This window comes from Mesorhizobium sp. G2-6-1 (assembly GCF_055809095.1).
The window spans coordinates 145,899-159,507 of sequence record NZ_JBVVTF010000001.1; the positions used below are offsets into that span (position 1 = coordinate 145,899).

Consider the following 13,609-nt stretch of genomic DNA (forward strand, 5'->3'; position numbering starts at 1 on the left):
GTCCTTTAAACGGGAAAGTCAGAGAGCGGCGCGGCCAGCACGACCTGCGGGGATTGGATCTTCGCCAATGGCCGCGCATAGGCGCCGATCTTGCTGGTGGCGTAGCCGGCATCGACCAGCGCCTCGGCGAATTTCACCGCCGCCACAACGCCGTTGATGACCGGCAGGCCGCTGTCTCGTTGCAACCAGGCGCAATGGTCGCTCATGCCGGCACAGCCGAGAACGATGGCGTCGCAGCGATCCTCCCACACGGCCGCGCCGATTTCCTGAGCAATCCTCTGGCGGGCGACGAGCGGGTCGGACTCCAGAACCAACACCGGCAAATCGACAGCTCTGACACGGCGGCAACGGCGTTCCGCGCCATAGGCATACATCAGGTCCTCCAGGATCGGCACCGAGCGCTCGAGGCTGGTGATGACGCTGAAGCGCGCGGAAATCATGGTCACGACGTGCACCGCCGCCTCGCAGATGCCGATCACCGGGCCGGTGGAGATCTCACGCGCGGCGCCGAGGCCTGGATCGTCGAAACAGGCAATAACATGGGCGTCTGTGCCCCTACCTTCCCCCTGTCGGATCAGGTCGAGTATGGACGGCACCGACAGCGCCTCGTCGGCGTGGCCTTCGATGCTAGCAGGCGTCGCCAGAGGATTGACCGCCTCGATGACCGTACCGTGGCCCGCCGCCCGGCGGGCCACGGCTTCGATCTGCGTAGTCATGGCGCGCGTGGAATTGGGATTGATGAGTTGGATGCGCATTGTCGCCTCAGACAGCCGACTTGACCGGCACCGGCTCGGCATATCCGCTGGCCGCCTCGTGATGCAGCAGGTCCACCGGCTTCTTCAACTCGAACTGGCGGTCGGCGACGATGTAGTTGTCGGCATGCAGCCGGGCGATCGGCAGGTATTTTTCGGGCACCATGTACCGTCCCTGGGCATCCAGGCACTCGTCGCGAACGTGCATGTGCACGACGCGGCCGAGCACGATGGATCGGGACTCGTAATCGATCATCTGCTCGATTACGCATTCCATCGCACAGGGCGACTCGGCGATACGCGGCGGCGCTACCTTGACCGACGGCAGTGCGGTCAAGCCAGCAAAGGATATTTCGTCCACGTCGCTCGAAAAATTGATTCCGGTGACGATCATCTGTTCGGCGATGGCGATATCGACCATGTGAACGACGAATTCGCGATTGCAGCGGATGTTGACGACCGTATCCTTGGTCGTCCCGTTCGGCCGGTTCTGCATGCCGATGATGACGATCGGCGGTTCCTGCGAAAAGACGTTGAAAAAGCTCATGGGCGCCGCGTTGTGGCAGCCATCCTCGGCGATGGTGGTGATGAGCGCGATCGGCCGCGGTGCGACGAAGGAACACAACAGTCGGTAACGGTCCCTGTCCGGCAAGGTGGTGAAGTCGAATTCCATGTTTTTGCTCTCAAAAGGTGGGCTTCAGGGCGGCGCTGGCACCGGGACGGGTTGCGATCGCAGGCGGCAGCCATCCTTCCTCGACGCCGTGGCAAGAAACCCCGCCGCCGACGTCGACCGGCAACAGTTGCGGGGCCTCGCCACGGCAGCGCGCCTCGGCGAAGGGGCAGCGCGGGTGGAAATGGCAACCGGACGGCGGGTCGATCGGGTTAGGCACCTCGCCCGCGACCGGCTCGCGGCCACGGCGGTGCATTTCGAGGTCGGGGATAGTGTCGAGCAACAGGCGCGTATAGGGATGCTGCGGCGCGGCGAAGATGCGTTCGGCAGGCGCGATCTCGACCAGCCGGCCGAGATACATCACGCCGATCTGGTCTGCTATGAAGTTCACCACCGCGAGATCGTGGCTGATGAACAGGTAGGTCAGGCCGAGTTCGCGCTGCATGTCGCGCATGAGGTTGAGGATCTGCGACTGCACGGAGACGTCGAGCGCCGAGGTCGGCTCGTCGCAAACCAGGAATTCGGGCTTGGTCGAGATAGCGCGGGCGATCGAGATCCGCTGGCGCTGGCCACCGGAGAATTCGTGCGGAAACTTGTCGCCGTCGGCGGCGGTCAGACCGACAAATTCGAGCAACCGATCGACCTCCTTGCGCTCTTCGGCGCGTGAGGCGTACAGTTGATAGGTACGCAGCGGCTCGGCCACGATGTCGTGCACCCGCCAACGCGGATTGAGGCTGGCATAGGGATCCTGGAAGATCATCTGCATCCGCCGTCGCAGCGCCGCCGGCTCGCCGGCCGGCGCCCGCGACAGGTCGGCGCCGTCAAACTCGATGGTCCCGCCGCTGGCACCGATCAGGCCCATGACCAGCTTGGCCACAGTCGACTTACCGCAGCCAGATTCTCCGACAAGGCTGAGCGTGGTGCCGCGCGAGATGGAGAAGTCGATGCCGTCGACCGCCTTGACAATCTGCTCGCCCGAGCGATCCAGCATCCTTTCCAGCGCCGGACGCCGCAGCGCGAAGTGCTTCTTCAGGCCGCGTATGCTGAGCAGCGGTTTTTCGGGCGAGGATATGTTCAACTCGTTCATGACGGCGTTCCCTCATAAAGCAGGCAGGCCACCGAACCGGCATCAACGCCGGTGAGTTCGGGACGCCGGTGGCGACACTCGGCCATGGCGCGCTCGCAGCGCGGGTTGAAGGCGCAGCCCGCGGGAATGGCGGACAGCCGTGGCATGGCGCCGGCGATCTGGATCAATTGATCCGGCCGCGGCCCGAGGCGGGGAATGGAGCCCATCAGGCCGACCGTATAGGGGTGGCGCGGCTTTTCCAGCACATGCGCCACCGTGCCAATCTCGGCCAGTCGACCGGCATACATCACCGCCACCCGGTCGGCGGTTTCGGCGATGACGCCCATGTCGTGCGTGACCAAGATAACGGCAGCGTTGCGCTCGTGGCAGAGCCGGCGCAGCAGCGCGATGATCTGTGCCTGCACCGACACGTCGAGCGCGGTCGTCGGCTCGTCGGCGATAATCAGGCGCGGCTCGGCACACAGGGCCAGCGCGATCACCACCCGCTGGCGCATGCCACCGGAGAACTGGTGCGGATACTGATCGAATCGCTTTTCAGGCGCTGGAATGCCAACCTCCGCCAGCCAGGCGACCGCCCGCTTGCGCGCCTCGGCCACCGAAAGCCGCAGATGGGTGCGGATCGTTTCGACCAGTTGCTCGCCAACGGTGAACAGCGGGTTGAGGCTGGTCAGCGGGTCTTGGAAGATGGCGCCGATTTCCTTGCCGCGGATACGGCGCAACTCCTCCCCGCCCAAATTGTCTATGCGACGGCCGTTGAGTCTGATCTCACCCGAGGAGATGCGGCCGGGCGGCTCAAGCAGGCCGATGATTGCCGCGCCGGTCATCGACTTGCCGGCGCCGGACTCTCCGACTAGGCCCAGTATCTCGCCGGCCTCCAGGTTGAAGGACACACCATCTACGGCGGTGAGCGCGCCGTGGCGCGTGGGAAATTCGACTTTCAGGCCAACTACTTCGAGCAGGGGCATGGCGTTCACCTCAGTCTCGGGTTGAGCGCATCGCGCAGCCAGTCGCCGAGCAGGTTCACCGCAAGCACCAGCACGGCCAGCGTCACCGACGGGAAGATCACCACCCACCAGATGCCGGAGAACAGATATTCGTTGCCGACGCGAATCAGGGTGCCTAGCGAAGGCTGGGTGGGCGGCATACCGACGCCGAGGAAGGACAGCGTCGCCTCCGTCAGCACCGCCATGCCGAGATTGATGGTAGCGATGACCAGCACCGGCCCCAGCACATTGGGCAGGATATGGGTGAGCATGATGCGAAGCCGGCCGACACCGATGGTGCGGGCTGCCTGGACATATTCTCGCTGCCGCTCGACCATAGTGGAACCGCGCACGGTGCGGGCGTATTGCACCCAACTCGTGAGGCTGATCGAGGCGACCAGCACGATGATCGCCGTGCTCGCCTGTTCTCCAGCCGGCAGCACCCCGCGCAGCACGCCGTTGATCAGCAGCGCCACCAGCATGGCCGGGAAGGACAGGAGGACGTCCGCGACGCGCATGATTGCGGCGTCGAGCAGCCCGCCGACGTAGCCGCCGAGAAGGCCGAGAATGACGCCCAGAGCGGCCGCCAGCGCGACACTGACGAAGCCGACCAGCAGCGAGATGCGCATGCCGTAGAAGATCGACGACAGGACATCGCGCGCCTGAATATCGGTGCCCAGCCAGTAGGTCGGATTGCCACCTTCCATCCAGGCCGGTGGCAATTCGCTGTCGAGCAAGCTGAGGCTGCCGATGTCGAACGGATCCTGCGGCGAGATGAACGGTGCAAAAACAGCCACCAGCACCAGCAGGACAAGCATGATCGTGGCGACCACAGTCACCTTGGAGTGGTAGAACGAATAGAACAGGTCGCTCTCGGTGAAGCGATGCAGGCGGGCGGATACGAGCGCGACCATAGTCGTTTCCTCAAGTTGCCGCTCGGGTGCGCTCAGTGCGCAGGCGGGGATCGATGACGTTGTAGAGTAGGTCGACGATGGTGTTGATGATGACGAAGATCAGCGACACCAGCACCAGATATGCCGCCATTACCGGAACGTCGGTGAAGGAGACGGCTTGGATGAAGAGTGCGCCCATGCCTGGCCACTGAAATACCGTTTCGGTGATGATGGCAAAGGCGATCAACCCGCCAACCTGCAGCCCAAAGATGGTGACAACGGGGATCAGCGTGTTCTTGAGCGCATGGCGAAGATTGATGGCACGGTTCTTGAGGCCGCGGGCGCGGGCAAACTTGATGTAGTCGGCGCGCAGCACCTCCAGCATCTCGGCCCGCACCAAGCGCATGATCAGCGTCATCTGGAAGAGACACAGCATGACGGACGGCAGGATCAGCGCCTTGAGGCCGCTCAGCGTCAGGAAGCCTGTCGACCACCAGCCAACATCGATAACGTCGCCGCGGCCGAAGGATGGCAGCCAGCCGAGCCATACCGAGAAGACGAGGATAAGCAGGATGCCGGTGACGAAAGTGGGAAGCGATATGCCTATCAGCGAGACCAGTTGCAATGCCTGGCTGAGCAGCCCTCTTGGCCTGAGCGCGGTGTAGATGCCGAGCGGGATGCCAAATGCCAGCGACATCAGCGCGGCGACGAGGACCAGTTCGGCCGTAGCCGGAAAGCGCTCCGCGAACAGCGTGCTAACCGGTCGGTTGTTGCGGTAGGACGTACCGAAATCGCCTTCGACGGCGTTGACGACGAAGCGTCCATACTGGATCAGGAAGGGGTCGTCGAGATGCAGCCGCTCACGCAGTTCCTGACGCTGTTCCTGGGTAGCGTCCGGCGGCAGGATGCTAGTCACCGGATCGCCAAGGAAATGAAACATCAGGAATGCAATGAAGGCGACGGACAGCATGACAAGTACCGCCTGTCCAAAGCGTCTGATCGTGAAAATCGCCATCGCGGGGTCCTCCACCAGGCGCGACCCGCCATCGGGCCACGCGATAATCTTGCGGATGAAACGACCGCCGCCATATCGGCAGCGGGCGCTGTTACTTCATCGTGACGAGCCAGAGGCGCAAGAGGTCGTCGGCTGTCTGCGGCACCACGACATTATCGCGCACGGCCCAAGACAGCGGCTGCTGATGCAGCGGCAGCCAAGCGATGTCGTCCTCCGCGATGCCAAACGCCTCCGTCATCATCGCGCGGCGTTTGGTCTCCTCCATTTCGGTATCGACAGCATCGGTCAGTTTGTCGACCTTCTCGTTGGAATAGTGGCCGGGATTCCAGGTTCCCAGCGCCTTGTCCGGAGTGTGCAGCATGGCGGAAAGCACACTGAAGCCATCCAGCATCGGCAGGGTAGCCCAACCGAGCATGAACATGTCGGTCTGACCGCCCTGCGCCTTCTTGAAATGCAGAGTGCGCGGCTCCACCGTCAGCTTCGGCTTGAAGCCGGCCTTGGACATCATTGCTGCCAGTGCCTGGCAGATCTCCTCGTCGTTGACGTAGGCATCGTTGGGGCAGTTCATGGCGAACTGGAAACCGTCCGGATAGCCGGCATCGGCGAGACCCTTCTTGGCGGCTTCGATATCATAGGGTAGCCGCACGTCGAGCTTTGCGTCGAAACCGGGAACGTCCGGGGCGATCAGCATTCCGGTGTTGCGAGATTTGCCGCGCATGATCTTGTCGCGGATCAGGTTCATGTTGACGGACTGGTAGAGCGCCTTGCGGACCCTAACATCCTTGAACGGATTGCCGTCGACGTCGCCGCCGATCAGCTTATCGTTCATGTTGAAGCCCATCATGATCGTACGCAGGCCCGGCGCATCGAGCATCTTTACGCCCGGCGAGTGCGCGATGCGGTCGGCATCCTGCAGCGGCGCCGGCTGGATGATGTCGACTTCGCCGGACAGCAGCGCCGCGACGCGGGTGGCGTCCGACGCGATCGGCGTGTGGATGACGCGCTCGATATTGTGCTCCGGCTTGTCCCACCAGTCCGGGTTGGCGACGAGCACGGTTTGCGCGTCCGGTCGGCGGCTCTCAACCTTGAACGGTCCGGTGCCATTGGCATGAGAGGTCGTATAGCCTTCCTCGCCGTTCTGGGCGTCGATCGGAGCGATGGAATTATGCTCCTCAAGCCAGCCTGCATCCATGATGCCGACATTGGTCAGGTAGTTGTTGAGCAGCGGGCTAGGGCCGGTCATGTGCAGGTCGACCGTGTAATCGTCGATCTTCTCGATCGACTTCAATCCGGGCAGGTTGCCTTTCATGGGCGAATGCGGGTCGACGATGCGCATCAGCGAGATGGCCACGTCGTCTGCCTTGAAGTCCTGGCCTTCCTGGAATTTGACGCCCTGGCGCAGATGGTAGCGGATGACGTCCGGCTTCACCGCCTCCCACGAGGTGGCCAGCGCCGGCTCGATCTTCAGATCCTTGTTGTAGCGGACCAGCGGCTCATAGATGGCCTGCAGGAAATTGTTGGTGAAGCTATCCGGCACCGAATCCGGGTCGAGGCCGTAAATGTCACCCGCGGTTGCGTAGCGAAGCGTCTTGCCTTCAGCAAAGGCACCTGAGGCATACCCCATTACCACAGCCATGGCCGTGGCGAGCATCAGTCTTCCCATCATTCTTCCTCCCTATGGCGAGGCGGCAGGCAATCGGTCCCGAGACCTTCCGTATGCCGCATAGTCGTCATCATCGCGCCACCGGAAGTAATTGTCAACAATTTTTGTATACAAAATTATTGACTTGTGCCAACAATCTGCTTTGGTCATTATCGCGAGCCGATGCGGTTGACTGGAGCCGGCAGAGGAAAACCGAATGGACGACATCAGCGTGAAGCCCGTCAGGACGGACCAGGATATCTACGATCGGATATGGACCGCGATTGCAGAGCACCAACTCGTGCCGGGCACCCGCCTCAAAGAAGAGGAACTGGCTGAGATATTCGCCGCCAGCCGCGCCAAGGTGCGGCAGGCCCTGCAGAACCTGGCGCGCGACGGCCTGATTACGCTTGTCCCCAACCGCGGCGCCGTCGTTTCGAAACCTTCGATTGAAGAGGCGCGCGACGTCTTCTTCGCGCGCCGCACCATAGAGGAGCGGCTGGTGGAACGCCTGTGCAGCATCATCGACGCCGACGGCGTGGCGTGGCTGCGCTCCCATGTCACCGCCGAACGCACGGCGCACGCTAGTGGCGACATGGCGGCGGTCATCCGCCTGTCGGGCGCCTTCCATATGCTGATCGCGGAACTCGCGGCTTCGCCGATCTTGGCCGGACTGCTGCGCGACCTGATCTCACGCACTTCGCTGATCACCGCTGTTTACCAGACTCGTGAAGTCATCAGTTGCGGCCCCGACGAACATGGCGTGATCGCCGACGCCATCGCCGCAAAACAAACGGAGCGCGCGCTTGCCGTGATGCGGCATCACCTTGCTCACATCGAGGGGAAAATAGAGTTGGAAGACCGCCGAGCAGCAGTGCCGGAATTGCGCAACATCCTGGCGCCCTGAGCCTGAAATCCGTTGCCAAGGGAAGAACATGAAGCTGGATATTGTCATCGGCGGCGTCACCGCCGTCACCGTCGATCCTGAGCGACGCGTCCTCGGCGATGCCTGGATCGCTATCGAGGGCGATCGCATCGCCGCGATCGGCACAGGCGCCACCCCTGCCGCGCCGCAGACCATCGACGGCACCGGCATGGTCGCCATACCCGGTCTGATCGACGCCCACAGCCATGCCGGCCATGCGCTGGTGCGCGCCGCTGGAACCGGCAACGTCGACGCCTGGTTCAAGGTCTGCCAAACAATCTACGCGCGCGTCTCGACGCCCGACTTTTGGCTGGCCGAACAGCGGCTGGCTCAGCTTGAGCGGTTAAAGGGTGGCGTGACGACGGCCGTGTCGCTGCTCGGCGGCGGCGCGGACATCTATCGTACCGACGACGACGAAGCCGGCGACGCGCATTGCAAGGCGACGATGGAATCGGGCTTGCGCACCATAATGGCCGCGGGCGTCGGCCGACCGCCCTTCCCCAAGCGCTATGCGAAATGGTTGTCGGACGACACGACTAAGGAATTCGACCTTACCTGGCAACGCCAGTTGGAGGTGAGTGAGACGCTCATCAAGCGCTGGAACGACGTGCTTAACCAGCGCACCGGCGTGTGCTTGGTCATGCCGGTTTTCAATGCGGGGGAGTTGTCGGACCATTTGGTCGACCATAAGGCACGTATGATCGGCGACGCCGTCATGGATCTGCGCCGCCGCACCAATGTCCTGTTTACCCAAGACGGCCACCGGGAAGGCTCCATCGCACTGGCCCGCGATTGCGGCCTGCTCGGCACTTTCGCGCTGCTCGGCCATAGCGTCGACCTGACTCCCGACGATTTTGCGGCGCTGACCGAAACCGGCGCCTCCATCGTGCACAATCCGAGCGCGATCATGTCGATCTATGGCCGCTGCCCAGCGCCGGAACTGATCGAGGCTGGCATCACGGTCTGCATTGGCTCGGACGCTGCGGCGCCCGACCGCGGCTTCGACATGTTTCGCCATATGGCGCAGTGCCTGCACTACCACCGCCGGCATTTCCGCGATCCCGAGGTGCTGTCGCCGGGCAAGGTGCTTGAGATGGTCACCATCGAAGCCGCGCGGGCGCTCGGCCTGGACAAGGATCTCGGTTCGCTGGAAGTCGGCAAGAAGGCCGACATCGTACTAGTCGACATGAGGAAGCCGCATCTCTATCCGCCGGTTATGCCCATCACCCGACTGGCACACTTCGCCAATGCGGCGGACGTCGACACGGCCATCGTCGACGGCAAGGTACTAATGCAGGGGCGCCGCACCCATCTGGACGAAGCGTCGATCCTTGATGGCGCGGCGCGCGAAGCCGCTCTTTCGTTCGAACGTGGTGGAATTTCGAATCTCAGGGCGGAAACGGCAGGCATTTGGAAAACGGGCAGGAAAAAGCCCTGAGTTCGCTCCATTCCCGGACATAGGCAATATCGGCTCTGTGAAATTTCACCGTACCGACACCCCTAGCCATAGAATACCAAATAACTGATTCCGTTACATTTTCAATTGTTGAAATAGGGTCACTACTGGTGCAATTTTCGTCGCTCCAGAAATGCTGATTCGTGACATCAAATCAGCATGATAGAAATATTCGGGTCGGGGTTCAAGTTAGGCGCGGTTTCACAAGAGGGCCTTCAAACCAGCTCTCCGTCATCGGCAATCATGCAGCCCGCTCGGACCACCCGGCGTTCGCGGGGGCGACGGGCCAGCGCGTCGCCTGGGTTGAGCGCTTCGACCATCAGGAAGTCGGCTCGGTCGCCCGTCGCAAGACCATAGTCTTGAAGTCGGATGGCACGGGCGGCATTTGTGGTGGCGCAGGCCAGCGCCAGTGTCAATTCCTCGTCGCCGTTCCAGTCAAAACGATAAGCGGTGAGATAGGCGCGTTCCATCATGTCGCCGGTGCCGAGAGGTGACCAGGCGTCGCGAATCCCGTCCGAACCGCAGCAGACGGTGACGCCCATTGCGGTTAGCGCCGCCACCGGTGGCACCGCCACATCGGCCGGCGCCGAGGTCATCAGCGAAATGTCAAGGTCCGCCAGCCGGCGGCCGAGCTGTTCGAGCGCCGCCTCGGGGATCATACCCAAGCAATAGGCGTGTGAAATCATTGTCTTGCCCCGAAGCCCCGAAGCTTCAACAAAATCGACGATGCGACCAATCTGCCAAGCGCCCAGTTCGCCTTTGTCGTGCAGGTGAATATCGATGCCGGCGCCGGTCTTTTCGGCCAGGCCAAAGATCGCACGCAACTGCCCATCCGGGTCACCGTCGATGCCGGCTGGGTCGAGCCCGCCGACGGTTTCGACGCCCATACCGATGGCGTCGCACATCAGTTCCAGTGTCCCAGGGCGGATCAGAACACCCTGCTGCGGAAACGCCACGAACTGCATGTCGATCCGGTCGGCCCATTGGCCGCGCAGGGCCAGCAGCGCCTCGACATGGCTAAGGCCCATGTCGGGGGCAACGTCGATGTGAGAGCGAACGGCTAAGGTGCCGAAGCACACCATCCGTTCAAGAAGCCGCCCGGCGCGGGTGGCGATGGGCGTAGCATTGGCGGTCAGCACCCGCCGCTCGCTGGTGATGTAATCCATCAACCGCGTGGCCGTCTTGCCCGGTTGCCACGCCTCGCCCCAGAGCGTCTTGTCGAGATGCACATGTGGCTCGACAAAAGCAGGCATCAACAGGCGACCCGCTCCCTCCACGACTTGCGCATCTTTTGCAGCGAGGGAGGGACCGGCTGCAGCAATGCGCCCGTCGCGACAGAGAACGGAAACCGAGGCACCGTCGACGTCGCGCAGATTGGTGTAGAGTTTGGCGGTCATCACGTCTTCCCTTTGAAAGGGCGCCCCTAAGAGAGGGTGCGCCCTAAGCGTTCAGCCTTTCAGGCGCGTCCAGATCTTGTCTTGCAACTCACGCGCGGCAGGTCCGCAATCCTTGGTCGGCACCAGCCGCGAAGCATCTTCGGCCGGCATATTGATCGCTTCTGTCGACATCCATTTCGGGTCCATAAACTCGTCGCTCTTGATGGAATTGGCATAGGCAATCTGGTTCGACACGGCGGCGGCGTTTTGCGGGCTCATCATCCAGTTGATGAAGACCCTGGCGTTTTCCGGATGCGGCGCGCCGGTTGGAACCGCGAAATTGTCACGAAACATCGGGATACCCTCCTTCGGATAGATATATTTGATGGTATCACGTTGCGCATGTGCTCGTGCTGTCGCGCCGTTCCAGAGATGATGCATCGCGACCTCGCCTCCAGCCATGCGGTCAACCGTCGCGTCGGAAGAATAGAGCTTCAACTCCGGCTTCTGAGCCTCCAGAAGCTCGAGAATGCGCTTGGCGTCGTCGTTACTTTCAGTGCATTGCGGAATTCCGAGATAGAGCGAGGCGGCCAGAATCTCGTCGCTGGCGGTATTGAGCGCGGCGATCTTGCCTTCCAGTTCCTTTGGCGGAACGAAATAGGATTTCCAGGAGTCTTCCAACACCCCACCAGGAACCTGGGCGCTATCATAGGCGATGCCGGTGGTGCCCCAGAGGTAGGGAGCCGTGTAATCCCGCATCGGATCGAAGTCGGGATTCTTGAAATTGTCTTTCATAAATTGGTAGTTGGCCATTTTCGGCGTGTCGATCTTCTGGATCAGCCCGTCCTTGACCAAGCCTGGCACGATATAGTCCGACGGCACGATCACGTCGTAATTGGCGCCTCCGGACTGGAGCTTGGAAAGCAATGTCTCGTTGCTGTCGTAACCGTCAAGGGTAACCTTGATCCCAGTTTCCTTCTCGAATTTAGCCAGAAGCTCGACCGGGTAGTAGTCGGTCCAGTTGTAGAAATAGAGGACTTTTTCTTCTTGGGCTTGCGCGCCGGTGGCAAGTGTCAGTACCAGAAGCGGTGCAGCGGTAAGGCGGGTGATCCATGTCATTTTACTCTCCCTTGGTTATTGTCTCAGCGGCGGATGCGGCCGAGGGTGAAAGACAGGACCACCAGCGCTACTGAAATCACCAGCATGATGGTCGAAATAGCGTTGATCTCGGGCGAGATGCCCGATCGGATGGCCGCGTAAATATAAACGGGCAGAGTGGTCGAGCCCGGACCCGACAGGAAAAACGAGGTCAGGAAATCATCGAGGCTAGTGACAAAGGCCAGCGTGAAGCCCGCAAGAATTCCGGGCCATAGCAGGGGAAGCGTCACCCGACGAAAGGTAGCGAAGCGGTTGGCATAGAGATCCTGCGCTGCCTCTTCGTAGCTCTTGTTCGTACCTTCCATCCGAGCGCGAATCGGAAGATAGGCAAACGGCGTGCAAAAGGCGATATGGGCGGGGATCATTGCCGCAAGGCCAAGATGTACTCCTACGGTGACGAAAAGGATCAGCGTCGCCACCGCCACAACGACTTCCGGCAATATCAGTGGCGCGTTGATAGCCGCCTCGATTCCACCCATCCCGCGGAATCTGGCTTTGGTGGCCAAGGCTGCCAAGAGCGCGATCAGCGTCGCGCCAATGCCTGCGGAAAATGCCAGCACCAGGGAATTCCACGTCGCAGCCTGTATCGAGGGATTGACGAGGATGCGTCCATACCAATGCAACGACGCCTCTGTCCAGATCGTCGCGGTGCGGTTGCCGTTGAAGCTGTAGACGATCAGCACCGCGATCGGCAGGTAGAGGTAAATCAGAATACCGATGCTGATTTCGCGGATGACTGGAAAGCGGCGCAGGTTCATGCACGCCTCCGGTTACGTAAAAGGGCCGCGACCACAAGGGCGATCAGCATGGTGGCCAGCAACACCACGGACAGCGCCGCCCCAAATGGCCAGTTGCGCGCTGCACCGAACTGCATCTGGATGACGTTACCCATCATCAACGTCTTGCCGCCGCCGAGAAGTGCTGGCGTAACGAATGCCCCGAGGCAGGGGATGAAGACCAGCATGGAGCCCGCCATGATTCCGGGTTTGACCAGCGGCAGGATCACCCTGAGGAAGGTACGTTTGCGGTCGGCGCCAAGGTCATAGGCTGCCTCCAAGAGCCCCCAGTCGAATTTCTCGAACACCGCGTACAGCGGCAGGATCATGAAGGGCAGAAAGGAATAGGACAGGCCGATCGCCACCGAGACATCGTTGTAGAGTAATTCCGTTTGCGGCCCGAAGACGATACGAGCGCCGGCGGTGGCCCATCCGTCCTCGCGCAGGATGATCAGCCAAGCGTAGTTGCGAACGAGCAGGTTGGTCCAAAAAGGGATGGTGATGAGTAGAACCATCACGTCGCGCCCGAGCCGCGACAGGCCTGACATCCACAGGGCAACAGGCAGGCCGAGTACAATGCAGATCAATGTCGTGACACTCGCCTGCAAGACCGAGCGCAGAAAGATCAGCGCGTAGCCCAGATTGTAGATCAGGTTGCCGTCAAAATCCTCTTCCATGAACAGTTTCAGGTAGTTGGCCGAGGTCGGCAAAGCGTGCCAATCAACCCCGGCGTTTTCGCCACGCCCGAGGAAGGAAACCCAGGTGACGATGGCCAGCGGAATGCCGATCAGCATCAGGATCGTCAACAGTGCAGGCGTCAGAAGGGTGGCGCGGCGCAGTTTGACACCGGACGTCATGCCACGAAAACTCGGATAG

Annotated in this window: 13 protein-coding genes; 2 read left to right on the forward strand and 11 right to left on the reverse strand. The window is 61.6% G+C overall.

Translation table 11 applies throughout. From position 1 onward, the window contains the following. Positions 1-5: 5 nt before the first annotated feature. The 7 genes from AC0L7S_RS20320 to AC0L7S_RS20350 form a co-directional block, all read right to left on the reverse strand. Complete coding sequence (locus AC0L7S_RS20320) at positions 6-755, reverse strand: aspartate/glutamate racemase family protein (RefSeq protein ID WP_473474532.1); 750 nt, start codon at positions 753-755, stop codon at positions 6-8. Between the two features lie 7 nt (positions 756-762). Next, complete coding sequence (locus AC0L7S_RS20325; protein ID WP_473474533.1) at positions 763-1,425, reverse strand: flavin reductase family protein; 663 nt, start codon at positions 1,423-1,425, stop codon at positions 763-765. Positions 1,426-1,435: 10 nt separating this feature from the next. After that, complete coding sequence (locus AC0L7S_RS20330; RefSeq protein ID WP_473474534.1) at positions 1,436-2,509, reverse strand: ABC transporter ATP-binding protein; 1,074 nt, start codon at positions 2,507-2,509, stop codon at positions 1,436-1,438. After that, positions 2,506-3,474: an ABC transporter ATP-binding protein gene (locus tag AC0L7S_RS20335; RefSeq protein ID WP_473474535.1), complete on the reverse strand. Its 969-nt coding sequence runs from the start codon at positions 3,472-3,474 to the stop codon at positions 2,506-2,508. Before AC0L7S_RS20335 ends, AC0L7S_RS20330 begins: the two co-directional genes overlap by 4 nt. Positions 3,475-3,479: 5 nt before the next feature. Then, on the reverse strand, positions 3,480-4,406 hold the full coding sequence (locus tag AC0L7S_RS20340; RefSeq protein WP_473474536.1) for an ABC transporter permease: 927 nt from the start codon (positions 4,404-4,406) through the stop codon (positions 3,480-3,482). A 10-nt stretch (positions 4,407-4,416) separates the two neighbouring features. Beyond that, entirely contained in the window at positions 4,417-5,400 is a 984-nt protein-coding gene (locus AC0L7S_RS20345) for an ABC transporter permease (RefSeq protein WP_473474537.1), read from the reverse strand. A 91-nt stretch (positions 5,401-5,491) separates the two neighbouring features. Next, positions 5,492-7,066 (reverse strand): ABC transporter substrate-binding protein, encoded by a 1,575-nt coding sequence (locus AC0L7S_RS20350; RefSeq protein ID WP_473474538.1) that lies wholly within the window; start codon positions 7,064-7,066, stop codon positions 5,492-5,494. Positions 7,067-7,259: 193 nt separating this feature from the next. Here AC0L7S_RS20350 and AC0L7S_RS20355 point away from each other — a divergent pair, with 193 nt between their 5' ends. Both AC0L7S_RS20355 and AC0L7S_RS20360 read left to right on the forward strand, forming a co-directional pair. After that, positions 7,260-7,949, forward strand: a complete 690-nt coding sequence (locus tag AC0L7S_RS20355; protein WP_473474539.1) for a GntR family transcriptional regulator — start codon at positions 7,260-7,262, stop codon at positions 7,947-7,949. A 28-nt stretch (positions 7,950-7,977) separates the two neighbouring features. Next, the gene (locus tag AC0L7S_RS20360; RefSeq protein ID WP_473474540.1) at positions 7,978-9,405 is read left to right on the forward strand and encodes an amidohydrolase family protein; all 1,428 of its coding nucleotides are present in this window, start codon (positions 7,978-7,980) and stop codon (positions 9,403-9,405) included. Positions 9,406-9,638: 233 nt separating this feature from the next. Here the strand turns inward: AC0L7S_RS20360 and AC0L7S_RS20365 are convergent, their stop codons facing one another. From AC0L7S_RS20365 to AC0L7S_RS20380, 4 genes are read right to left on the reverse strand one after another with little or no spacing between them, the layout of a single operon-like run. Further along, positions 9,639-10,820: an amidohydrolase family protein gene (locus tag AC0L7S_RS20365; RefSeq protein ID WP_473474541.1), complete on the reverse strand. Its 1,182-nt coding sequence runs from the start codon at positions 10,818-10,820 to the stop codon at positions 9,639-9,641. 51 nt (positions 10,821-10,871) lie between these two features. Beyond that, complete coding sequence (locus AC0L7S_RS20370) at positions 10,872-11,918, reverse strand: extracellular solute-binding protein (protein ID WP_473474542.1); 1,047 nt, start codon at positions 11,916-11,918, stop codon at positions 10,872-10,874. Positions 11,919-11,941: 23 nt separating this feature from the next. Next, entirely contained in the window at positions 11,942-12,715 is a 774-nt protein-coding gene (locus AC0L7S_RS20375) for an ABC transporter permease (RefSeq protein ID WP_473474543.1), read from the reverse strand. Beyond that, entirely contained in the window at positions 12,712-13,590 is an 879-nt protein-coding gene (locus AC0L7S_RS20380; protein WP_473474544.1) for an ABC transporter permease, read from the reverse strand. Before AC0L7S_RS20380 ends, AC0L7S_RS20375 begins: the two co-directional genes overlap by 4 nt. Positions 13,591-13,609: the final 19 nt, after the last annotated feature.

Coding starts and splice junctions, on each gene's coding strand:
- AC0L7S_RS20365 (WP_473474541.1), bottom strand. CDS start 10,820: ATGACCGCCAAACTCTACACCAATCTGCGCGACGTCGACGGTGCCTCG.
- AC0L7S_RS20350 (WP_473474538.1), bottom strand. CDS start 7,066: ATGATGGGAAGACTGATGCTCGCCACGGCCATGGCTGTGGTAATGGGG.
- AC0L7S_RS20345 (WP_473474537.1), bottom strand. CDS start 5,400: ATGGCGATTTTCACGATCAGACGCTTTGGACAGGCGGTACTTGTCATG.
- AC0L7S_RS20320 (WP_473474532.1), bottom strand. CDS start 755: ATGCGCATCCAACTCATCAATCCCAATTCCACGCGCGCCATGACTACG.
- AC0L7S_RS20375 (WP_473474543.1), bottom strand. CDS start 12,715: ATGAACCTGCGCCGCTTTCCAGTCATCCGCGAAATCAGCATCGGTATT.
- AC0L7S_RS20340 (WP_473474536.1), bottom strand. CDS start 4,406: ATGGTCGCGCTCGTATCCGCCCGCCTGCATCGCTTCACCGAGAGCGAC.
- AC0L7S_RS20380 (WP_473474544.1), bottom strand. CDS start 13,590: ATGACGTCCGGTGTCAAACTGCGCCGCGCCACCCTTCTGACGCCTGCA.
- AC0L7S_RS20335 (WP_473474535.1), bottom strand. CDS start 3,474: ATGCCCCTGCTCGAAGTAGTTGGCCTGAAAGTCGAATTTCCCACGCGC.
- AC0L7S_RS20360 (WP_473474540.1), top strand. CDS start 7,978: ATGAAGCTGGATATTGTCATCGGCGGCGTCACCGCCGTCACCGTCGAT.
- AC0L7S_RS20370 (WP_473474542.1), bottom strand. CDS start 11,918: ATGACATGGATCACCCGCCTTACCGCTGCACCGCTTCTGGTACTGACA.
- AC0L7S_RS20355 (WP_473474539.1), top strand. CDS start 7,260: ATGGACGACATCAGCGTGAAGCCCGTCAGGACGGACCAGGATATCTAC.
- AC0L7S_RS20330 (WP_473474534.1), bottom strand. CDS start 2,509: ATGAACGAGTTGAACATATCCTCGCCCGAAAAACCGCTGCTCAGCATA.
- AC0L7S_RS20325 (WP_473474533.1), bottom strand. CDS start 1,425: ATGGAATTCGACTTCACCACCTTGCCGGACAGGGACCGTTACCGACTG.